The sequence below is a fragment of the Flavobacterium sufflavum genome (assembly GCF_004016525.1).
In the GTDB taxonomy this organism is placed as follows: Bacteria; Bacteroidota; Bacteroidia; order Flavobacteriales; family Flavobacteriaceae; genus Flavobacterium; species Flavobacterium sufflavum.
This window is the reverse complement of record NZ_SACJ01000007.1, coordinates 23,133-47,228: the sequence shown is the minus strand read 5'-3', so window position 1 is coordinate 47,228 and position 24,096 is coordinate 23,133. Positions and strand designations below refer to the sequence as shown.

The 24,096-nt window shown below is 35.8% G+C and carries 19 protein-coding genes; 8 read left to right on the top strand and 11 right to left on the bottom strand.

Annotated elements, in window-relative coordinates; translation table 11 throughout:
• Positions 1-29: 29 nt before the first annotated feature.
• The 11 genes from EOD40_RS11925 to EOD40_RS11875 all read right to left on the bottom strand — a co-directional run bounded on the left by EOD40_RS11925 (position 30) and on the right by EOD40_RS11875 (position 12,927).
• Positions 30-2,489, bottom strand: a complete 2,460-nt coding sequence (locus EOD40_RS11925) for a glycoside hydrolase family 95 protein (protein ID WP_128195813.1) — start codon at positions 2,487-2,489, stop codon at positions 30-32.
• A gap of 660 nt (positions 2,490-3,149) precedes the next feature.
• The gene (locus tag EOD40_RS11920; protein WP_128195811.1) at positions 3,150-4,379 is read right to left on the bottom strand and encodes an SGNH/GDSL hydrolase family protein; all 1,230 of its coding nucleotides are present in this window, start codon (positions 4,377-4,379) and stop codon (positions 3,150-3,152) included.
• Between the two features lie 386 nt (positions 4,380-4,765).
• Positions 4,766-5,821: an NAD(P)-dependent alcohol dehydrogenase gene (locus tag EOD40_RS11915; protein WP_128195809.1), complete on the bottom strand. Its 1,056-nt coding sequence runs from the start codon at positions 5,819-5,821 to the stop codon at positions 4,766-4,768.
• 14 nt (positions 5,822-5,835) lie between these two features.
• Positions 5,836-7,005 carry a cupin domain-containing carboxymuconolactone decarboxylase family protein gene (locus EOD40_RS11910; protein WP_128195807.1) on the bottom strand — a complete coding sequence of 390 codons (1,170 nt, stop codon included), beginning with the start codon at positions 7,003-7,005 and terminating at the stop codon, positions 5,836-5,838.
• A 185-nt stretch (positions 7,006-7,190) separates the two neighbouring features.
• The gene (locus tag EOD40_RS11905) at positions 7,191-7,796 is read right to left on the bottom strand and encodes an NAD(P)H-dependent oxidoreductase (protein ID WP_128195805.1); all 606 of its coding nucleotides are present in this window, start codon (positions 7,794-7,796) and stop codon (positions 7,191-7,193) included.
• Positions 7,797-7,812: 16 nt separating this feature from the next.
• Positions 7,813-8,784 carry an alpha/beta hydrolase gene (locus EOD40_RS11900; RefSeq protein WP_231129623.1) on the bottom strand — a complete coding sequence of 324 codons (972 nt, stop codon included), beginning with the start codon at positions 8,782-8,784 and terminating at the stop codon, positions 7,813-7,815.
• Between the two features lie 123 nt (positions 8,785-8,907).
• Positions 8,908-9,777, bottom strand: coding sequence for a helix-turn-helix domain-containing protein (locus tag EOD40_RS11895; protein WP_128195803.1), 870 nt, complete (start codon positions 9,775-9,777; stop codon positions 8,908-8,910).
• A 60-nt stretch (positions 9,778-9,837) separates the two neighbouring features.
• Positions 9,838-10,818 carry an aldo/keto reductase gene (locus EOD40_RS11890; RefSeq protein ID WP_128195802.1) on the bottom strand — a complete coding sequence of 327 codons (981 nt, stop codon included), beginning with the start codon at positions 10,816-10,818 and terminating at the stop codon, positions 9,838-9,840.
• Positions 10,819-10,831: 13 nt separating this feature from the next.
• Entirely contained in the window at positions 10,832-11,209 is a 378-nt protein-coding gene (locus EOD40_RS11885) for a nuclear transport factor 2 family protein (RefSeq protein WP_231129622.1), read from the bottom strand.
• Between the two features lie 44 nt (positions 11,210-11,253).
• A complete protein-coding gene (locus EOD40_RS11880; protein WP_128195798.1) occupies positions 11,254-11,733 on the bottom strand; it encodes a nuclear transport factor 2 family protein in 480 nt (159 codons plus the stop codon).
• Positions 11,734-11,778: 45 nt separating this feature from the next.
• Positions 11,779-12,927, bottom strand: coding sequence for an aldo/keto reductase (locus EOD40_RS11875; RefSeq protein WP_128195796.1), 1,149 nt, complete (start codon positions 12,925-12,927; stop codon positions 11,779-11,781).
• Between the two features lie 252 nt (positions 12,928-13,179).
• Between EOD40_RS11875 and EOD40_RS11870 the strand changes: the two genes are divergently transcribed.
• The 8 genes from EOD40_RS11870 to EOD40_RS11835 all read left to right on the top strand — a co-directional run bounded on the left by EOD40_RS11870 (position 13,180) and on the right by EOD40_RS11835 (position 24,063).
• Entirely contained in the window at positions 13,180-14,076 is an 897-nt protein-coding gene (locus EOD40_RS11870) for a helix-turn-helix domain-containing protein (RefSeq protein ID WP_128195794.1), read from the top strand.
• A 151-nt stretch (positions 14,077-14,227) separates the two neighbouring features.
• The gene (locus EOD40_RS11865; RefSeq protein ID WP_071185967.1) at positions 14,228-14,806 is read left to right on the top strand and encodes a TetR/AcrR family transcriptional regulator; all 579 of its coding nucleotides are present in this window, start codon (positions 14,228-14,230) and stop codon (positions 14,804-14,806) included.
• A 211-nt stretch (positions 14,807-15,017) separates the two neighbouring features.
• On the top strand, positions 15,018-16,154 hold the full coding sequence (locus EOD40_RS11860; RefSeq protein ID WP_128195792.1) for an efflux RND transporter periplasmic adaptor subunit: 1,137 nt from the start codon (positions 15,018-15,020) through the stop codon (positions 16,152-16,154).
• Positions 16,155-16,171: 17 nt separating this feature from the next.
• The gene (locus EOD40_RS11855; protein WP_231129621.1) at positions 16,172-19,402 is read left to right on the top strand and encodes an efflux RND transporter permease subunit; all 3,231 of its coding nucleotides are present in this window, start codon (positions 16,172-16,174) and stop codon (positions 19,400-19,402) included.
• A gap of 63 nt (positions 19,403-19,465) precedes the next feature.
• Positions 19,466-20,884, top strand: coding sequence for a TolC family protein (locus tag EOD40_RS11850; protein WP_128195790.1), 1,419 nt, complete (start codon positions 19,466-19,468; stop codon positions 20,882-20,884).
• A gap of 285 nt (positions 20,885-21,169) precedes the next feature.
• The gene (locus tag EOD40_RS11845; protein WP_128195788.1) at positions 21,170-22,273 is read left to right on the top strand and encodes an NADH:flavin oxidoreductase; all 1,104 of its coding nucleotides are present in this window, start codon (positions 21,170-21,172) and stop codon (positions 22,271-22,273) included.
• Positions 22,274-22,498: 225 nt separating this feature from the next.
• Positions 22,499-23,410, top strand: a complete 912-nt coding sequence (locus EOD40_RS11840; protein WP_128195786.1) for a GIY-YIG nuclease family protein — start codon at positions 22,499-22,501, stop codon at positions 23,408-23,410.
• A 149-nt stretch (positions 23,411-23,559) separates the two neighbouring features.
• The gene (locus EOD40_RS11835; protein WP_128195784.1) at positions 23,560-24,063 is read left to right on the top strand and encodes a DUF6882 domain-containing protein; all 504 of its coding nucleotides are present in this window, start codon (positions 23,560-23,562) and stop codon (positions 24,061-24,063) included.
• The last annotated feature ends 33 nt before the right edge of the window (positions 24,064-24,096 follow it).

The window sequence follows — 24,096 nt, the reverse complement described above, 5'->3', positions numbered from 1 at the left end:
GTCCTATTTTTAATTTTTATAAAATTGTTTTATTTACTGACGAATGTGTAAACATTCCCTTTTTTTGTTGCAAAATCAACCAATATTGTAGGTTTAAGTTCAAGTGGTTTTATATTGGATTTTTCAGATATAATAGCTGCTGCCGTTTCATCAACAAAATAAAAAGGATTCGGATTTTCTCCATTTGCAATTGTTAATTCAGCACCTGATTTTTCTTTAATACTATTTGGTAAACGCAACCTTAGATTCCCTCCTAAAGTTGATTTTACAACTAATTTAGTAAGTTTAAAATTCTTCCATTTCATCTCTACAATTTCGAAACCACCTCGAGCACGTATTCCTTCAACACTACCATCTGGCCAAACATCAGCTAATGCCGGAAGCAAATGAATAGCTCCGTCAGAACTTTGAACTAACATTTCTGTAATTCCCGAAGTACAACCAAAATTTCCATCAATCTGAAATGGAGGATGTGCATCAAAAAGATTATTATAAGTTCCCCCGCCTCCTGGATTTACACCTAAAGGAGTGAGTTGATTTTTTATAAGCGAAAAAGCATGATTCCCATCTTGCAATTTTGCCCACCAATTAATTTTCCAGCCCATACTCCAACCCGTGGACACATCGCCACGCTGAAGTAAGGTATTTTTTGAAGCAGCAAATAATTCAGGTGTTCTATAGGCAGAAATTTGATTAGAAGGAAATAATCCATAAAGATGAGACACATGTCGATGATTATCTTTAGGATCATCAATATCGTCAAGCCATTCCTGGAGCTGATTGTATTTCCCCACATGCATTGGAGCCAATCGACTGCGTAACTGTTGTAATGTATCTATTAAAATAGCATCCTCTTTTAAAATTTGTGCTGCCCGAATTGTGGTTGAAAAAACATCATAAACGATTTGATTATCCATTGTTGTTCCTGCATCAAGCGATGAACCATTATGAGCCTGTGGTGCATTTTCCGGAGAATTCCCGGGATTTACAACCATCCATTTATATTTAGGATGTTCTACCAGAAAATCTACATAAAATAAGGCTGCACCTTTTAGTACAGGATATATAGAAGCTAAATATTCTTTATCCCCTTTATAAAGATAATGTTCCCATAAATGCTGACTCGCCCATCCGCCTCCAGCGGTCCATAATCCCCAGAAAGCACCGTCTACAGCACCAGTAGCTCGCCAAATATCAGTATTATGATGTGCCATCCATCCTCTTGTACCATACATGGTTTTGGCAGTTTCTTGTCCCGTAACAGCCAAATCTTTTACCATTTCTAAAAAAGGTTGGTGTAGTTCTGAAAGATTGGTTTTTTCAGCTGGCCAATAATTCATTTCAGCATTGATATTAATAGTGTATTTACTGTCCCAAGCCGGAGTAAGACTATTATTCCAAATCCCTTGTAAATTAGCTGGTTGTCCTCCAGGCTGCGAAGATGATATAAGCAAATAACGACCATATTGATAATATAATGCTACAAATTGTGGGTCATTTGTATTTCTAAAATTTTTCAAACGTTCATCTGTTGGCAAATCAGCTGCTGGAGTTGTCCCTAAATCTAATTTCACCCGATTGAAATATTTTTGATAGGCAGCAATATGTTTCTTCTTAAGTGTTTCATAAGATTTACCAAAAGCGGTATTCATATAATCAGCAGCACGTTTCGCTTCATTACCACTTACATCATTATAGTTATTAAAATTAGTTGCTATCGATATAAAAATAGTAGCAGCATTGGCATTTTTTACAATAAGAGAGTTATCAGTTTGTTCTAATTTTCCGCTATCTAATTTAATACGGCTTATTCCTTTAAAGTTAATAAAACTCTTTACTCCTTCATGATCACTGGTAGTACCTGTAATTTCAAGATCTTTTGAATTGCTTACTGCAAAATTCTTAATCTTATGGGGCGAAGTATAATTAGCAGTGAATGAAATACTCCCTTTTTTATTCGATGTAAGATGAATTATAATCACTCTTTCTGAAAATGAAACAAAAGCTTCTCTCATATAAGTTACACCATCAACCTCATAACTGGTTTTTGAAATTGCATTTTCTATGTTTAGTTCTCTCCTATAATTAGAATACTTTTCATGCCCTTCAAAACTCAAATTAAGATTCCCTACCGGCTGAAACATTTGCCCTTGTGATTTTTTTGAAATAAAAGCCTGGTTTGCTAATTTTTCAGCATCCTTATGCTTTCCCTCAAAAATCATTTTCCGAATTTCCGGCAACGCAGCTAAAGCATTTGGATTATCGTTTCTATTAGGTCCACCACTCCATACAGTATTTTCATTCAGTTGGATAATTTCACTCTCCACATTTCCATAAATCATAGCTCCTAAAAAACCATTACCAATAGGCAAAGCATTTTCCCAAGTTTTACCTGAAGGTTGATTATACCAAAGTTTCAGTCTATTATTCTCTTGGGAATATCCCAATGAAAACACTAAAACCAAGTATGTTAAAAAAAAGTTTTTCATTATGATGATTGGTCTGATTCTTAATTCAATTTAAATAAATTATTTTATGTACTATTTATTATTTTTTTACATGTGTCTAAAACACACTTAAAAAATTCTGCCAAAAAAAACTCATTCAATAATTAAGTCGTGTATTAATGAATGAATCGTATTATAATACTTAGAAAACTTGGTTGATTTATTTAGATTTGGGAAACCTAATTCTACTATACCATTTCCTTAATTTGTCTTTAAATCAGAATATCTAATTAATGCCCTTTTTAAAATCAAAAAAGAGTCACAATAATTCTACATGACAAATATATAAAAATTACACAATCGGTTGCAATTTATTTTTTATTTTATTTTTAAAAAAAATATTCACTATTTTTTAAACAATCAACTACTATAAACAAATAACAATAAGAAATATTAAATTAACTGTTTGTATAAAATAAAGGATTGAGGCAATCGTAATTCAAAATATATATTTTCCTTTTCTTTTAATAAGCATCTTTTTCAGACCAAGAAATCTGGCTTATTTTCAATACAACTACTCGATGAATCCAGTTGATTTCTATCAATAGTAATAAAAAGTCGGTATTCACCCGTCATCTGACTTTTGCAGGAGCGTCATCTTTATCGTGGTAACAATTCGCTTTAATAAAATCACACAACTTATTAATTTTTAAACAAATCCAGATTCACAAATTCTCCCATTTTTTTATAACCTTCCTGATTGGGATGCAAATAATCCTTGTCGTGCATATCTGGCAATATCACTCCAGACTCGCTGCTTTCCATCAAACGGTCAAAATCAATAACGGCATCAAACTTCCCGCTGGTTCTAATCCATTTATTTACAATTGAGCGTGCTTCCTGTCTAAAAGGTGCATCATAAAAAGATTTAGCAAAAGGTAATATTGTAGCACCATATACTTTAATTCCTCTGGCATGCGCTTTGTCAATCATAAGCTGATAGGCATCAATCAATTCCTTTGCCATGACTGGAGCATCTTCCGCTTTTTTAATTCCTCCTATGTCGTTAATACCTTCAAGTATAATAAGCCATTTCACACCGCTCTGGTTAAGGATGTTGTAATCAAAACGATCTAAAGCAGTAGGTCCTAATCCTCCTCTCACAACGCAATTGCCACCAATACCAAAATTTAAAACTCCAACATTTTCAGTTGAAGAATTTGCCAACAACCTTTGAGACAGAATATCCGTCCATCTGTTTTGCCTATTTGTCCCCGATCCTCGTCCATCTGTAATTGAATTTCCCAATGCCGCAACAACTGCAGATGATTTTTCAGTTCTTACATCTACATTCATAATAGAATACCAGTGATCTGTCTTTACAGAATTTTTAAATACTGCATTTCCTGATTGATCTCCCTTTAGCAAATAAGATGTAGTTCTGGATCCTGGATGCCCTGTGAGTGATTTGGTTGTTTTACCGTAAAAGATAGTTATGGCTAATAGCGAATTTGCTTTTAATTTGAAATTAACCGGATCGGTGTATATGTCAGATCCCGGAGAAAGTACAACTCCCTTTTTTCCTCCAAAAGTAAGTTTGCTCAGACTGGCTGGAATTACTTGACAACTGTCAGAAGGCTCAGCGATAGAAACTGCATTTATGAACAGTGAATCTTTACTATATATATTAGATAACCTCAAACGGATTTTATTTCCTCCCAAGGATACCCGAATAATTTGTCGCAGCGTATTATTAGATAAACCCGGATCAGGAGGCAGATTATTAGGTTCTATCAATTGTGGAGCTGTCGCCCAAGTCCCTACCCATTTTTCACTAATGTTATTTAAATTTTCTTTTTTACCCAAAGAAGCACAGGAAACCAATAAACAAAACGAAATAAGGACAACAAAAAAGTTTTTAATAAATCTCATATTTTAAATTTTATTATTCCAATATATTAATGTCAATCTAATTTACTTCTTGGAGAAATACCGTTAACATCTCTGAGGTAAAGCAAGAATCTATAAACAAATTAGATTAATAGTACTATTGATTTTTAATCCCAAAAAAGTGTAGCAATAATACTATCCCACAAATATATAATATTTGTGCAATCGGTTGTTTTTTTTCTTAAAAAAAAATAAAATAATCCATTAAATGAAATTATCGTCAAAACAAATTTCACCTAGCATATTATTTGTATCTCTGAGTGACAAAAAAGCCTAATTTTTTCAAATTAGACTTTTTTTATGTCATTTCGGGAAATAAAATAATCCCAAACATATTTTCTATGCTTGGGATTATTACAATTTTAAATCTATTCTTTCAGTGAAGCCATATCAATGACAAAACGGTATTTTACGTCGCCTTTTTCCAGTCTTTCCAAAGCCTCGTTTACTTCCTGCACTTTGATTAATTCGATGTCGGCAGTAATATTATGTTCTGCACAAAAATCGAGCATTTCCTGTGTTTCTGCGATACCTCCAATATTAGAACCGGCAAAACTTTTTCTGCCCATTACCACATTGAAAGCACCTACTTCTAAAGGTTCAGGTGGCAATCCAACTAAAACCACCGTTCCATCGTATTTTAAAAGATTCAAATACGAATTGATGTCGTGTTTGGCCGATACTGTGTCAATAATAAAATTCAGTTTTCCTGTATATTTACTCATTTGTTCTGGATCAGATGATAAAACAGCATTATCAGCACCTAGACGTTTGGCATCTTCCACTTTTGATTGCGTAGTGGTAAATACCGTTACTTCAGCCCCCATGGCTTTGGCTATTTTAATGGCCAAATGACCTAATCCGCCAATACCCAAAACACCTACTTTTTTCCCCGGTCCTGCATTCCAATGTCTTAAAGGGGAATACACCGTGATTCCGGCACACAATAAGGGAGCGGCTGCAGCCAAATCCAAGCTTTCCGGAACGTGCAACACGTATTTGTCTTCGCAAACATAGGTTTCAGAAAAACCACCATAAGTAACTCCTCCCAGATATTTGTCAGGAGAATTGAAGGAGAAAGTTGGAAATTGATCACAAAATTGTTCCAAACCTTCGTGACAACTCTCGCATTCCTGACAAGAATCGACAATGCAACCCACTGCGGATAAATCTCCAACTTTAAAATTTTTAACGTGACTACCTACTCTGGTTACTCTTCCCACGATTTCATGTCCGGGAACAATTGGGTAAACTGTCATTCCGAAATCATTCTTGATTTGGTGTAAATCAGAGTGACATATTCCACAATACAAAATTTCCATTTCTACATCATGAGCTTGCAATTTCCTGCGTTTAATATTGATTGTTTCTAAAGACTGGTCGGCAGCCTTTGTCCCAAAAGCTTTTACTGTTGTTGCTTCCATAACTATTTTATTTTTTAATTTTTTAGAGGTAATACTTCATTCAAACAAGCAATTGCATTCAATGTTCGGGGATAACCCACATAAGGAATTAATTGTGTCATTAAATTAATGAGTGTTTGTCTGTCATTACCAACATTGGCATTCCCTGTAATATGACCTTTAATTTGACTTTCGGCGCCACCCATTGCAATCAGGAATGAAAGGGTAAGCATTTCCCTTGTTTTTACATCCAAACCATTGCGGCTGATATAATCCCCAAAACAATTCGCTGACAAATACTGTTGAATGTGCAACAAATCTTTAGGAGCATTTTTATACATTTCGTCCACTCTGTCACCAATGATTTCCTTTTGTTTTGCCAAACCTTTTTCTATTCTGGTTTCGGCTGCGGTGGTAGATTGATTTTCGAGAGGCAATGGAATATTTCGTTCGATAAATATCTCATTGGTCGCATGTATAAAATCAATCACTTTTGAAATTCCCACATAAGGTACCGCTTGGTACACTACTTCTTTGATTGCTGTTGGTGCAACTCCTACGTTTAACGCGGCATTGACAAACATTCTATATTCAGTTAAAGCCTGGCTGCCAACAGTGGAAGCCATAATGAACAACACTCGGGTTTTGGTATCCATTGCATCATGGTTAATCACCTCATCAAACGCAAAGTTGTCAAATATCTCTATCAATTCGGGATCAGTTTCTTTGGCTTTAGAAATGTAATTAGGCCACAATTCTTCGTGATTCATTATCGCTGCCGGTGTCAAACTGTTCTCTACAGCATACACTGGGACTTTAAAACTATTGTATTCCACCTCACTCACAGGTTCTAACCATTCGGTTTTATCTTTATCGAATTCCGGAACAAGGGAAATATGGCGCATCGAACTGCTGTGCGAAGCTCCGTGCCAATGTTCTACATTTTTAGGGATTTTAACCACATCGCCTTCTTGAATTAATTCAATAGCTTTGCCTTTTTCCTGATAATAGCCCATTCCTTCTATCACGAATAATATTTGTCCGCTGGTATGGGTATGCCAATTGGTTCTTGCTTTGGGTTCAAATGTTATGGTTCCCATATTGATATTATAACCTTCTTCGGGTTTTACATTCATATTTACCCACACCGTTCCCGTAAAATAGGATGTAGATGCTGCTATTCCTTTTTCTGTAAATGATGCCATATTGTTTAATTTTATGTTTACCCAATTTATTTCTTTAGCAAAGGTCTGATGAATTCACAAATGCATCATGATACAGATTACTGTGTTACTTACCATTTTTACGGATTGATAATTTGTTCTTTAATTTATTAAACAAAAAAAGCTGAAGTAATTACTCCAGCTTCCTTAGAACAAAATGATTTTATTTACAATCCGAAAACTTTTTCTAAATGCTTCGGGTAATTTTCAAGGTCCTTAGCAATATTGTCATTTTTAAAAATATCGAAACAATTATAATCAGGTAAAATTTCAACACCGCAAAAACGGTAATTACTGGTTATAGAAAGAAAAAGATCAGCTGTTCCTTTTCCTTGCATCAATTGTTGTGCAGGATTATTAAAAGCTTCTGCTGGAGCATTCCAAGTGGCCGAAATCATAAACTTTTTACCTTGTAAATGGCCACCTGTTCCATATTGTTTGGTTGCATCATCTCTTGTTCTTCCGTCGTCCGAAAGAAACTTTTTGCTAAACAAACCACAATTAAAAACTTCGTCCACATATTTTTTGTAAATCCAGGGTGCACCAAACCAGTTTACAGGAGTTTGTAACATCACAATATCTGATTCGAGGTGTTTTTCTACTTCCTCGTCAGCATTGTAACCTTCTTCGATTTTTGTTTCTAAAATTTCAAAGTCTTTTGCTTCAAAAAAGTCTTTTGCTTTTTGAATAAAGGAATTATTTAACGTTCCTTCGGTCCAATTTGGATAAGTTAAATGGGTATTGATAAGCAATACTTTTTTTGTTTTTTCCATATTTGATATGTTTTTATTATTTTAATTTTTTTCCAAAAAAAGCAGTCATATTTTCTGAAACTTGCTTTACAAATTTGGGTATATCATATAAATCCATATGTGTTGCATTGTCTATAACCACTAATTCTTTTGGACTAGTTATCCTTTTATAGACTTCTTCTCCTTGCCAGCGTGAACCTGCTTTGCTCCCAACAATTACTTGGGTTGGCTGAGTTAGAAAAGTTTCAACATTTGCAAATGCTTCAAATGCTATCATTTTATCTAAACTTGTAAACAACAAAAGATTAGTAGAATTAGGATGTTGTGCTCTTGGTGTTCTGTAATAATCGTATGCTTCAACCAAATCGTTTGGTGTAGTTGCATCTGGTTTTTCAGGCACATAATTCACATAAATGGGTTCAGCTCCATTTGCTTCTGCGGTACGCTGTTTTGCTACTGCTGCCAATGTTTTTAAAGACTCCATAACAGCTGTTTTTCCGTCCCAACCTTTTTTGTTTCCTGTGCTTACAGGACTTGCCACAGCAATTGCTTTAATTCTTTTATCAGTTTGAGCAGCATTTATAGAATAACCACCACCAGCACAAATTCCAATTAATCCAATTTTTTCAGCATCTACAAATTTAAGTGTCGTTACATAGTCAACAGCACTTCTGATGTCTTCAACTCTTTGGGTAGGGTCTTCTAAAAATCTTGGCAAGCCTTCACTTTCACCTTGGTGTGAAGCATCAAATGCTAATGCAACATAACCTTGCTCTGCCATTTTTTGAGCATACAATCCCGAAGTTTGTTCCTTTACTCCTCCACCTGGATGAACCGTAATAATTACTGGATATTTTTTGTTTTCATTGAAATCTTTAGGTATATATAGATTTCCTGCCATTTTTAAATTGTTATTATTAAATGTAACCTTTGAAAAGGTTTGCGCTGTTAATTTTGATCCAAATGACAACATCGCTAGTAACGTTATAAGAATGATTTTTGCTCTCATTGTTTTATGTTTTAAATGATAAGACAAATGTAAAACCTAGTATAACAGCTAAAGGAAACATTCTACCAGAAAAAAAGATACAAATTACTGATATAAAAAAAAAACGCCTTGTTAAAAGGCGTTTCATTGAATCTGATTTTTATGAATGGCTTGCAATCGATATTCTTTCGGAGTGAGATTGACTTGCTTTTTAAAGAATTTTGAAAAATAATTCGGGTATTCAAAACCCAATTCGTAAGCCACTCCGGTAGTGTTTAAAGTTTTATTTTCTACCAATAGTTCTTTTGCTTTCTTAATTACAAAATCGTGGATATTTTCAAGAGCCGATTTTTGTGTAAAATGTTTTACAATATCACCCAAATAATTGGCTGTCAATCCTAATTTATCGGCAAAATATTGAACGTTTGGAAGCTGTTTAACAGGTTGGTTGTAATAATCAATTAGACTTTGTTGAAAATCAGATACAATTCGATTGTACTCTTTGGGATCAGTTGAAAACTGTCTTTTGTAAAATGCTTCCACCAATGACACCAATACATTTACATACGAAAGTAAAACACCAAAATGCTTTTTGTCTCTTTCATAATATTTAATCATTAATTTAAAAACAGCACTCACTTCTTCCACTTCACCCTCTGTTAAATACAAAGCTTCGTGTTGCCCATAATCCAGATAAGTTTTAAACAAGAATCTGTTTTCTTCAATAATTTTTTTAGAAAGTTGCAAATACATTCCAGTGTAAGTTGGATCAACATCCCATCCAACAGGCATATCTGGACTATTGAAAAATACAGCGTTCACTGGTTTTGCATTTGAGACAAATTTATCTCTATACCCAACTTTTATAGAAATTCTGTAAAAATCTACCGCAACTGCTTCAGACTTCAAAAGCATATTTGGTGGGTCGTAATACCCCACATCAATATCATTGTCCAAGGGTTCGGGCAAGCCTATGTATTCGTTATATGAAGCGAAGTCATTAAATATTTTCATTTGATAAAGATATAAATTTTACTTTTTCGTAAAATTATTGAATAGACACGAATTCAAAATTTATTTTCCAACTCTTTGTTGCAAATGCGCCGGATAACGGTCACCTTGAACATTAGTTTTAGCAAATGCTTCATCGATTTCCTGAATGTCAGCTGCAGATAAAATAATGGAAGCACCATCAATATTTTCGGTCAATCGATGTGATTTTGTAGTTCCCGGAATAGGAACAATCCACGGTTTTTGTGCCAATAACCATCCCAAGGCAATTTGTGCCGGAGTTGCTCCTTTTTGCGCAGCAATTACGCCTAAAAGTTCAACCAGTTTTTGATTGGCTCTTCGGTTTTCTTCAGTAAAACGGGGTACGATATTTCTAAAATCGGAAGCGTCAAATTGGGTATTTTCATTGATGGCACCCGTCAAAAATCCTTTTCCCAATGGGCTGAAAGGCACAAAACCGATTCCCAGTTCTTCCAATGTTGGTAAAATTTCTAACTCAGGTTCCCTCCACCAAATGGAATATTCACTTTGTAAAGCCGTTACGGGTTGTACTGCGTGGGCTTTTCGAATGGATTCAACTCCCGCTTCCGAAAGTCCAAAGTGTTTTACCTTTCCTTCTTGAATGAGATCTTTAACGGTTCCGGCAACGTCTTCCATTGGAACATTTTGATCTACCCTGTGTTGGTAGAATAAATCAATCACATCAGTTTTTAATCTTCTTAAAGATTCTTCGGCAACTGCCCTGATGCGTTTTGGATTGCTGTCTTGTCCCTTGCTGGAATCCCCTTCTTTGAATCCAAATTTGGTCGCAATAACCACTTCTTTTCTAAACGGTGCCAAGGCTTCACCAACCAATTCTTCATTTGCTTTGCCATAAGCTTCTGCCGTGTCAAAAAAAGTAACTCCTTGTTCGTAGGCTTCCCTGATTAGTTGTATCGCTTTTTGTTTATCAGTTGCTGGGCCGTAACCAAAACTCAATCCCATACAGCCCATACCCAAAGCCGATACTTCCAGTCCGCTGTTTCCTAATATTCTTGTTTTCATAATTTTTTATTTTTTAAAATGTGGTGGCAACCGATTTCAGGATAATCCATTTTCCGTTGAGTTTTTCAAGCTGCATCGTTTGTTGCAAACGCCAGTTGTTTCTTGTGCCCCAAATTCGGGCATCGAGAAGATTTTGACCAACAAATGTGGCTTTATCTTCCTCTATTTTCACGGATATTTTCACCTCTTTAAAGGAATAATATTTCATTTGCTCGCTTTCAATCTCATCGAACCATTCGGCTTTTGACTGAACATAACCCGTGATGTGGGTGAGCGTGAAATGTGTATCCAAAAACTTGTTCATTACTACCGTGTTCATGTCAATCATCAACTGTGTCAATTGGCGAGTTACATCCAATACTTGTGATTTATCATCCTCTATATTATCCATTTTCATAGTAGTAATAATTTAGTATTGAGTATATTTTGTTTTTCTTATTTCTGAATCTGATGAGTATCTCGAACACTGCTGAATGTTAAAGCTAATAATTTCCATTCTTTACCTTGTTTTTGATACGTTTCTGTTACAGTAAATTCAGTCACTACTTCACTTCCTCGAACTATAGCCTCTAGTGTAATTCGGTTCCATAAAATGGCTGTTTTTCCAAAAAGCTCTATTGCTACATCATGTACTTTAGCATTCTTGTACCAAATTCTTCCTGTTTTTATAATATCGAGTTCCTCGTCTTTTTTCCAAGTACCACTCATGTGAACAAATTTTGATTTGTTATCAAAGAGAAGCTTCAGTTTGTCTACATTTTTATCGGCCATCCATTGCCATTTATCTTTAGATAGTTGAATAACTTCTTGTTCAGCGGCTGTATAACTCGTAGCCGCCGTAGTTGTTTTATTTTCTTGTGCAAAGGAATATTGGAAACTTGCTACAGCAATGAGACTCATAATTAATGTTTTCATTTGGTATAATTTAAAGTTAGATTGTGATTATAATTTTTAGTTTTTCTACTTTTTCATTGGCGCTTCTACTCCCGAAAAAGCTAACAGTCCAGCCGGCAATCTTTCTCCTATAATTTGAATCGCATCTAATTGTTTATTGAATTCCAATAATTCAGCAGCAGTAAATTTCACCTTTTCTGCTCCAATATTTTCCAGCATGTGAGGCATTTGTGTTGTACCAGGAATGGGCACAATCCACGGTTTTTGAGATAGTAACCAAGCCAGCGAAATTTGGGCAGGAGTAGCTTGCTTCTTTTCACTCCAGTTTTTCAATAAATCCAAAAGTGCCAAGTTGTGTGGTAGGTTCTCTGGCGAAAACCTAGACTCAATGGCACGAATATCTCCAGGAGCGAATCGTGTATTGGCATCAATGGCTCCTGTTAGAAACCCCACTCCCAGCGGACTCCACGGAACGAGACCAATATGGAGTTCCTCACAGAGCGGAATAATCTCCTTTTCCGGGCCGCGCCATAGCAACGAATATTCGTTTTGAATAGCTGTAACGGGATGAATGGCATGTGCTCTTCTTACGGTTTGTACTCCCGGTTCTGAAAGTCCATAATGGAGTACTTTCCCCGCTGCAATCAAATCTTTTATAGTTCCTACAACATCTTCAATTGGAACATTTGGATCAACACGATGCTGATATAACAAATCAATACGGTCGGTGCGAAGGCGTTTCAACATTCCATCCACTACCTTTTTGATATGTTCAGGTTGGCTATTTAGTCCTGGTAACCGCTTTCCTGTTTCCTGGTCAATATTCCAGCCGAACTTTGTTGCTACGACTACTTTATCTCTGAAAGGGGCAATCCCTTCGCCAAGAATTCGTTCCACTTCATGAGGACCATAAGCCTCGGCAGCGTCAAAAAAAGTAACACCTTTATCGAAAGCAGTTCTGATGATATTGAACATTTCAGGTCGGGATGGAATTGTCGTTTGATAAGTGCGGCTCATGTTCTGAACACCAATACCTACAATGGAAACTTCAAGAGTATTACCTAATTTTCGTTTACCAGAAATTCGTTGCGAAGCATTATTGTTTTCGAAAAGATTAGATTCTGAATTTGTAGATTGAGCAAAAGAATCAAAAGGAAATAATGCACTTCCGGCCATTGCCAAACCTGCTGTTTTTAATAGGTTTCTACGATTCATAATTTTTTTTGTTAGATAAATGTTTCGATTAATAATAGTAACTTTTTGATTATTCTTCAGATAAACCTAAAACTCCTTCATTCTATCTTGTTTCCTGATTTCTTTAGAATGGTACAAAGTTCCTGCAAGAACCACTGCTGTTTGGTATACATATTACGGATGTTAGTACCATTATTACTGATTTAGGCATTCAGGCTAACACCCTAACAATCTGGGTAGTATATTTGTCCTATAAATTTAAAGAATACGAAGATGGATACTATTATAAAACTTGAAAAAATTGATCAATACAATAAACTGAAAGGTATTGAAACCCAGCATCCTTTAATCAGTGTTTTTGATAATACAGGTACTGAAAACCTACCTAATAATAGCCGTATACACTTTGGTTTATATGCCATATTCTTAAAAGCCGGACACTGTGGAGAGCTGAGATATGGCCGCAACAACTATGATTATGATGAGGGAACGATGGTTTTTGTTGCACCGGGACAAGTTCTGGAAGTTAACAATGTCGATAATTACAAACCTACCGGATTAGCGCTTCTTTTTCACCCTGATTTAATTAAAGGAACAACACTTGGAAAACAAATGAGCCAGTATTCCTTCTTTTCTTATGAATCGAACGAAGCCCTACATTTGTCTTTAAAAGAACAACAAATTATAAAAGATTTATTCAGTAAACTGGAATATGAACTAAGCCAGTCTATTGATAAGCACAGTAAAAGTATCATAACCAATAATATCGAATTACTGCTAAATTACTGCGTCCGATTTTACGACAGACAATTTGTAACCCGTGAGAACATCAATACTGATATTTTATCAAAATTTGAAAACTTATTGAATGACTATTTCCTGTCTGAAACACCACAGAATATGGGACTTCCTTCTGTTGGTTATTTTGCAGATTGTTTGCATCTTTCCCCAAATTATTTTGGTGATTTAATCAAAAAAGAAACCGGAAAAACAGCTCAGGAACACATTCAATTGAAATTAATAGATTTGGCCAAAGAACGCATTTTTGACACCGGGAAGTCGGTTAGCCAAATAGCCTTTGAACTGGGTTTTAAATATCCCCAGCATTTTAACCGGATGTTTAAAAAGAATACAGGCTATACGCCAAATGAATATAGAAACCTGAATTAGAAAAGCTTAAAAGCTCATCATTTTCCTCAACACTTTTGGTAACATGATAACTAAAATAATACAGCTAGAATTTAAAAAAATAAAAAAATAATTTTGAAACGCTTGTTTCAGAATTAAAATAACTATATCTTTGCCCTTCAAATTAAATCTTATGGCTCGCTGTGTAGAATTTAACGAAGTCGAAAAAATTGAAAAAGCAATGAATGTCTTTTGGGAAAAAGGATATAATGCTACTTCAATGCAGGACCTTGTGGATGCTATGCAGATCAACAGAAGTAGTTTGTACAATACCATTGGCGACAAGCATCAGCTTTTTATGAAATGCATCAGCAATTATTTTGATAATGCTATGCAGGAATTAAAAGATAAAGTGGCTAACGAAACATCGGCGAAAGCTGCGCTGATTAAGGTTATTTCTGATAAAGCAGATTGGATTATATCCTGTGATAAAGGATGTCTGGGGATGAAAACGATTTTCGAAATTGCTCCGGATGATTGCACTGTCCGAAATGTAATGAGTAAAAACAATGATATATTCATTGAATTCTTAGCTACTATAGTTCAAAAAGCCATGGATGATGGAGAAATGGATGATTCGGAAGATGCAGCATTAATGGCTGAATACATTGCCACTTCTTTTACAGGATGGAAGCAATCGTACATCCTTAATGGAAATCCTATCAAAATCAAAAAAATGTCAGAATTCCTGATAAAAAACATATTCAAGTAATTTTTTTTACACCAATTCTGAAACGTTTATTTCAGATATAATATTTATTACGCATACCCATTTTTTAAACTACAGTATTCATTCTGAAACGATTATTCCAGAATGAATACTAAAATCAAACATTAATTTAATAAAAAACAGCATGAATTCTGAAACGTTTATTTCAAAAAGAAGTTCTAAATCAAATATTAATTTAAGGAAAACAATAACTATGAAAAAGATTACCCTAATAAGCATACTAGCATTATTCGTTATCAGTTGCAACGATAAAAATGCCGCTCCCCCAGCAACTGCAGCCCCTAGCCTTCCAGTAATGAACATTAAATCACAGGAAGCTACTACAGAAAATGAATACCCGGCTTCCCTGCAAGGTGCTGTAGATGTTGAAATTCGTCCGCAGGTTAGCGGAAATCTGGAAAGGATTTATGTTGATGAAGGAGCTTATGTAACTAAAGGTCAAACACTTTTTAAAATAAACGAGCGTCCTTTTCGTGAGCAATTAAACAATGCCCTGGCTAATCTTCACGCGGCAGAAGCGGCTTACTTAAACGCTCAATTGGAAGTCGATAAACTGACTCCTTTGGTACACAACAAAGTAGTTTCAGACTATCAATTGAAAACCGCTAAAGCAACACAAAAAATTGCAGTTGCCAATATTGAGCAAGCAAAAGCAATGGTGGGTTCGGCCAGAATTAATTTAGGATATACCAATGTTACAGCCCCGGTGAGCGGTTACATAGGAAGATTGCCTAAAAAACAAGGAAGTTTGGTTGCTGCAACTGATGTTGAGCCTTTAACGAACTTATCCGATGTACATGAAGTGTATGCTTACTTCTCATTAGGCGAAACCGATTTTATCAAATTCAAATCAGCGTACAGCGGAAATACCCTTGGCGATAAAATCAAAAAATTACCTCCCGTTACTTTAGTCCTTGCCGATAATTCAGCTTATCCACAATCAGGAAAAATTGATATGGTCGATGGTCAGTTTGATAAAAACACAGGAGCCATCACAGTTAGAGCTACTTTCCCAAACAAAAACGGAACATTACGTTCCGGAAATACCGGGAAAATCCGATTAGGAGTGCAACATGACGATGCGATTTTAATTCCACAATCGGCTACAATTGAAATGCAGGATAAAGTTTTTGTTTTCACCGTAAATAAACAGAACAAAATCAACAAAATGCCGATTAACATCAGCGGAAAAAGCGGTACAAATTATTTAATCAAAGACGGAATAAAATCAGGTGACCAAATTGTATTAAGCGGTATCGACAAACTTCAGGAAGGGCAACTGATCCAGCCTGAGAAACCAAAAGCACAAATTGCTCAAATCATTAACTAAATATAATTTCTATACAGATGTTCAAAATATTTATACAAAGACCAGTACTCGCCACCGTTATCTCCATTTTACTGGTGATCTTGGGAATACTGGGACTTACCAAATTGCCCTTACAACAGTTTCCTGATATTGCGCCTCCATCGGTTTTGGTAACGGCAGTTTATCCGGGAGCGAATGCCGAAACCGTTTTGCGTTCGGTTGCCCCTTCTCTTGAAGAATCGATAAATGGTGTTGAGAATATGACCTACATGAGCTCAACAGCCAGTAACGACGGAACTTTAGCCATTACGGTTTTCTTCAAACTGGGTACCGATGCTGACCGAGCTGCAGTAAACGTTCAAAACAGGGTGGCTCAGGCTACAAGTCAGTTGCCTGCCGAAGTTGTTCAGCAAGGTGTTATCACCGCAAAACAACAAAACAGTTTTATCATGGCCATCGGAATGTACACCGATGACGAGTCAAAATACGACCAAACTTTTGTTGCCAATTATGCCCAGATTAATATTATCCCTGAAATCAAACGTATTCCGGGAGTGGGTGCCGCCAGTATTTTTGGTGGTGTAAAAGATTATTCGATGCGTGTTTGGTTAAATCCAACCCAGATGTCTGCTTACAATGTGACGCCAAATGAAGTAATGGCAGCCATTCAGGACAAAAGTTTAGAAGCTGCTCCGGGTAAATTTGGGGAAAGAAGTAAGGAAGTTTTTGAATACGTAATCAAATACAAAGGAAAACTAAGCAAACCCGAAGATTATCAAAATATTGCCATTCGTTCTAATTCTGATGGTTCAGTACTTCGTGTAAAAGATGTTGCCAGAGTCGAACTTGGTTCTTATTCTTACAACAGTTTAACCCGTCTAAATGGTAAAAAAGGAATTGTAATTGGTGTAATCCAATTGGCTGGTTCTAATTCGAATGACATTCAGGTTGCGATTAATAAATTGATGGTTAAAGCTGCTAAAGATTTTCCTCCCGGTATCAAACACAATATTTTTTATAGCACAAAAGTATCGTTAGACCAATCGATAGATCAGGTAAAACACACTTTATTGGAAGCTTTTATATTGGTATTTATTGTGGTGTTTATCTTCTTGCAAGATTTTAGATCGACTTTAATTCCGGCAATTGCGGTTCCGGTAGCGATTTTGGGTACGTTCTTCTTCATGCAGTTATTCGGATTTTCGATAAACTTATTGACTTTATTCGCTTTAATTCTTGCGATTGGTATTGTGGTCGATGATGCGATTGTGGTGGTCGAAGCGGTACATGCCAAAATGGAACACAAACATCTGTCTCCAAAAGTAGCCACACACGAAGCGATGCACGAAATTACCGGTGCAATTATTTCGATTACCCTGGTAATGGCCGCGGTATTCCTGCCTGTTGGTTTCATGGAAGGTTCAACTGGGGTTTTCTATCGTCAGTTTGCTTTTACTATGGCAATTGCAATTGTAATTTCGGCTGTAAATGCTTTGACTTTGAGCCCTGCCCTGGCCGCTTTGTTCTTAAAAGACAATCACGCCGCACATGATGAAAATGCGACTTACGAGAAAAAAGGATTTAAAGAAAAATTCTTCACTGCCTTTAACACGAGTTTCAACTCTTTAACTAATCGTTATGTGGGTGGATTACAATTTTTAATTCGTAAAAAATGGTTGAGTTTAGGCGGATTGGCCTTAATAACTGTTGCAACCATTGTAATGGTAAAAACAACTCCATCAGGATTTATCCCAACAGAAGATCAGGGATTTATTGCCATTGCGGTTAACACGCCATCGGGAACTTCGTTAGACAGAACTCAAAAAGTAATGACCGAAGCCGAAAATACCTTAAGAGGTTTGGAATCTTCAAGATTTGTAACTGCTATTTCAGGTTTCAACTTATTGACAAATTCTACAAGCCCATCATCGGCAGTTGTTTTTGTTTTGCTTAAGCCAAATGAAGAACGTGGCGAGGTGAAAAATATAGACGAAATCATGAATGAGGTTCGTGGCAAATTAGGCGCTATTTCTGGCGGAAGCTTCTTCGTATTTAGTTTCCCAACTGTTCCCGGTTTCAGTAACGTTGAAGCCTTAGATTTAGTCTTGCAGGATAAAACCGGAGGCAAACTGGATAAGTTCAGTGGCATTTCTCAAACCTTCATTGGAGAATTAATGAAACGTCCCGAAATTGCGGTGGCCTTTACCTCTTTCAAAGCCGATTATCCGCAATTGCAATTGGATATCAATGATGAAAAAGCCGATCAATTGGGCGTAAAAGTCAAAGACATTCTGCAAACCATGCAGGCTTATTTTGGTAGTGCGCAAGCTTCCGATTTTAATCGATTTGGAAAATACTACCGTGTTATTGTTCAGGCTGATATTGCCGACAGAGCGAATCCATCTGCAATCGATCGTGTATTTGTAAAAAATAATCGTGGCGAAATGGTTCCAATCAATACCTTGGTAAAACTGACTCGTATTTATGGTTCAGAAACGGCATCGAGATACAATTTGTTCAACTCTATTTCGATAAATGCTATTCCGAAACCCGGATTTAGTTCAGGAGATGCCATCAAAGCAATCGAAGAAGTCGCAGCCCAACAATTGCCAGCCGGTTACAGCTATGAATTCTCAGGACAAACGAGAGAAGAAATTTCGTCAGGAGGTCAGTCGGCAACGATATTCTTGCTGTGTTTGATATTCATTTACTTCTTACTGGCAGCGCAATACGAAAGTTACATTTTGCCTTTGGCAGTAATCTTCTCCATACCTGCGGGAATCTTTGGAGTATTTGCAGCCATTGGTTTAACCGGAATTGAAAACAACATTTACGTACAGGTTGCCTTAGTAATGCTTATTGGACTACTCGCCAAAAATGCCATCCTGATTGTCGAATTTGCATTGCAAAAAAGAAAATCAGGACAGAATTTGGTCAAAGCTTCGATTGATGCCGCCAAACTGCGTTTGCGACCAATTATCATGACCTCACTGGCTTTTGTTGTTGGTTTAATCCCGATGATGAGCGCCAAAGGGCCTTCGGCACAAGGGAATCACTCCATCAGTATTGGAGCTGCGGGCGGAATGGTTTCAGGAGTAATTCTGGGGCTGTTAATCATCCCGGTTTTATTCATCGTATTCCAACATTTACAGGAAAAGCTTTCTGGAAAACCAGTAGCCGTAATTCATAATCAAGAAAATAAAAATGGAAAATTATATCACAACAATTCTGCTGACAATAATCATCAGCCTCACGTACATAGCCTATAAAGTGTCAAAAGATCTTGATGCGGGAAAAGATACTTGTACAGAAATTTAATGACAATCTATAAAATGAGAAAACATATAAGTAAAATAGTGATGGTCGCCATTTTGATCACCACCCTAGTATCCTGTAAGGTTTCGAAGGATATTGAAACTCCAAAAGATGCATTTCCTGAAAATTTCAGGAATGCATCGGTTTCAACTGACACAAAAAGTATAGCCGATTTGGAGTGGAAAAACTTCTTTACCGAAAAAGATATTATTCAGTTAATCGATAGCGCGGTGACCAGAAATAACGATTTGCAAATCGCCACTAAAAACATCGAAATTGCGCAATTTCGTTTTACGCAATCCAAATGGGGAAATATCCCTCAGGCAAATTTGTTTGTCAATGCCAGTACCAGCAATCCTTCTGACAATAGTTTCACAGGAATGAATCTGAATCAGGCTTTGGGACAAAAACACATTGATGATTATTCGGCCGGAGTTTCCCTTTCGTGGGAAGCTGATATTTGGGGTAAAATCCGCAATCAGAAAAAAGGTGCGTATGCAAATTACCTGCAATCCGAAGAAGTGAAAAAAGCATTGCAAACTACTATTGTAGCCAATGTTTCCAAAGGATATTACAATCTGTTGATGCTGGACGCGCAATTGGATATTGCAAAGAAAAATGTACAATTAAACGATAGTACCAGCAAAATCATCAAGTTAAAATACGATGCGGGACAGGTAACTTCATTGGCAATTCAACAATCGGAAGCACAAAAATTAAACGCGGCACAATTGATTCCGCTATTGGAACAAAACATTGCTATTCAGGAAAATGCTTTGAGTGTGTTGACGGGTTCATTCCCTAATTCGAAAGAAAGAACGATTCGTTTGGGTTCAGTTGAAGTAAAAAACAATGTATCAACCGGAATTCCGTCATCCTTAGTAAGCCGAAGACCGGATGTAAAAAGTGCAGAACTAGCCTTAAAAGTAGCCAATGCCAATGTTGGAATCACAAAAGCCGACTTGTATCCTGCACTTAGAATTACGGCGCAAGGTGGCGTAAATTCATTCGAAACCAGCAATTGGTTCAACATTCCGGCTTCTTTATTTGGAACAGTGGCAGGAGGTTTAACCCAGCCCTTATTGAACTCTAAAAAAGTGCGAACACAATACAATATTGCGAAAGTCGAAAGAGAAAAAGCGGTGTTGAGTTTCAGACAGGCTGTTTTGGTGGCTGTGAGTGAAGTTTCAGATGCTTTGGTAAAAGTGGAGAAATTACAACAACAGGAATCGTTTTTGCAACAGCGTGTCAAAACTTTGCAACAAGCGATAAAAAATGCCAATTTGTTATTCCAAAACGGAATGGCGGAATACCTTGAAGTTTTATCGGCACAGGCCAATTTATTGCAAAGTGAATTGGAACTGGCAAATATAAAAAGAGAACAACTTTCTGCTAACACTGAATTGTATAGAGCTTTGGGGGGTGGTTGGAAATAATATATTCAATTGATATAAAAGGAAAAAATTAGATTATCCATTTTCTTTTTTGCTTGATCAAAAAAGAAACAAAAAAATCAAGTCTTACACTTCCTCGTCGGTCAAATTAGTTTTCGAATGCTAAAAGAAAATAACTCGCTACGCTCAAACAGATTTTCTTTTTACGCATTCTTCAAACATTTGACACTCGACTGCGGAAGCTAAGGACGGGATAATCTGAAAACAACAACATTTGATATATAGTCGAATACAAACAGTTTAATAAAATCTAAATTATAAAATAGCATGAGTACCACTAATTTATTTACACCCTTTAATTTTAAGACATTAAATCTTAAAAACAGAATTGTAATGGCACCTATGACGCGTTCCTTTTCTCCAAACGGAATTCCAACTGATGAAGTTGCTTCTTACTATCAAAAAAGAGCCGAAGGCGAAGTGGGTTTAATATTATCTGAAGGAACGGTTATCGACAGACCCTCTTCATCCAATGATGGAAATGTTCCTCATTTTTATGGCGATCAGGCATTAAAAGGATGGGAAAAAGTAATCAATGAAGTTCATGCTGCCGGAGGGCAAATGGGACCGCAAATCTGGCACATGGGCATTATGGACAATCATCATTCTGGTTGGGTTCCTCCAGTTCCTTTTGAAGGTCCGTCCGGATTGAACCGTCCCGGTTTCAATAACGGAACTACAATGACTGAAAAAGACATTGAAAACACCATTCTTGCTTTTGGAAAAGCTGCTGCCGATGCGAAAAGATTGGGTTTTGATACTATCGAAATTCACGGTGCACACGGTTACTTGATTGACCAATTCTTTAGCCCTGAAACCAATTTACGTACTGATATTTATGGTGGAAAAACATTGAAGGAACGCAGCCGTTTTGCAATTGAAGTGGTGAAAGAAATTAGAAGACAAGTAGGAAATGATTTTGCGGTTATCATGCGTTTCTCTCAATTTAAACCTTCTGATTACAATTATAAATTGGCGAAAACGCCTCAGGAATTAGATGCCTGGCTTACACCACTTGTTGATGCCGGAGTGGATATTTTGCATTGTTCACAACGCCGTTTCTGGGAAGCTGAATTTGAAAATTCTGATTTAAATTTTGCTGGCTGGGCTAAAAAACTAACGGGCGCTCCAACAATTACTGTGGGTTCTGTTGGACTTTCTAGTGATTTCTTTGGAGCGTTTGCAGGCGAAAGTTCGCAACCAGCCTCTTTAGATGAACTAACAAGACGTTTCGACCGAGGCGATTTTGATTTGGTTGCCGTTGGAAGACCTTTATTATCTGACCCAAATTGGGTTGCTAAAATAAAAGCTGGTAAAACAGAGGAATTGGTAGGATTTAATAAAGAAGCTCTGAGCGAATTGGTATTATAATTTTATATTCTGGTTATTTAGTTTAATTCAAACCCGACAGCTTTTAAAAAGCTGTCGGGTTTGTTTTTTTTATTTTCAATTCATAAAAATTAATTAAGTAAAAATACTACATTTGAAAAAACATGCTATGTAGCAAATATCGACATATTATTTGGGCGTATAGTATTACCTATAGCAATTATAAGCTATTTGGCGATAATTTTTTTATAGAAAAAACATCTAAAAATGACATTAGGAAAATCAGTAAGAATATATTTAAAAGACGGTAATGTATCAGGAATCAAATTAGGAGAAGTCGTAAATTATACAATTCAGGCGCTTTCCTGTCCTAGAAATAAGATTTCTGATTTGAATAGGTTCTTTTCAAAAGAAGTTAATCGACCTGGAGTTTATTTTTTAATTGGAGAAGATGAAAACAATCAAAACAAAGTATATATTGGTGAAGCAGAAAATGTTTGGGAACGATTAAAAACTCATGATACAAAAAAAGATTTTTGGAATGAAGTAATATTATTTTCAAGTAAAGATGATAATGTAACTAAATCACATGTCAAATATTTAGAAAGCAGGTTAATCAACATAGCTATTAATGCTAACCGATACAAGGTTGAAAATTATAACTTTCCAAGCTTAAGTTCATTGCCTCTACCAGACCAAGATTCAATGGAAGATTTTCTTATAAATCTTAAGCTACTGAATGGAACTCTAGGACATAAATTTTTAGAAAATCCGATTTCAGTAAATGAGACAAAAATTATTGATTTAGCATTGACTGCAATGACTGAAAGTTCAACAATTATAAATTCATTAGGGAATTTAAAATTAGAACTAAAGGTTAAAGGTGTTATGGCAAAAGCCGTCCAAACAGATGAAGGAATCGTTGTACTTGAAAACTCAAAAGTTGCTGACAAAACAAAACCTTTTGGATACAGTACATTAAGAGAAAAATTAATTAAAGAACAAACTATCTTGAAAGACGAAAAAGAAAATCTTTATTTCGCTAAAAACTATCTTTTTGAAAGTCCTTCTGCCGCCGCTGCAGTTATTTTGGGATATTCAGCAAATGGTAGGAATATATGGAAAGATAAAAATGGTCAGTCTTTAAATGAAATTGAACAAACACAAGTAAGTGTATAAAAACTAACACCAACACACGTTTATAGATATTTGCAAATTTAGTGGAAATGCCATTTTTACTTATATTTCCGTTTAGCCCTAAATACTTAGTTTTACCAAGCTCTAAACCTTAACCGTGAAATTTAATTAAACTATAAAAAATATTCAAAATGAATGTTGAAGATATAAATTTAGAAACTCCAAACAGAACTCCAGAATTTGAAGTACTGAGTAAAAGAGCATACGAGTATTTGAATGAACAGCAAAAAATCGTTGAAGAAACTTATGGAATCCATGATTACGAAAATTGGTTTTATGATCAAGAAACTGGAATACTAACATTTTCAAATTCAGAAAATCAAAATAAAATTGTAGAAATACAATATGAAGAAGTTGGGAGTATTTCTAAAATTAGTCAAACTTGGCTTTGGAGTTGGGCTAATCAACATTTAGATCCAAAAATAAAAACTGAAATAGAAGTTGTGAAAAACTATGGTGAAGTGAATAATTTAGAATCTTTGACAAAGAGAAAATGGTTTGGTGATGAATATGATGGCTGGGAAATGACCGCAATCTCTGCTTATTTAATGAAAGCAAAAGGAGCTTACAGATTTCCATTAGAAAATACTTTTACATTTGTCATTTATAAAGAAATAAATGATATGAGAAAATAAATACTACTGATAACAAACTCACCTTTAGAATGG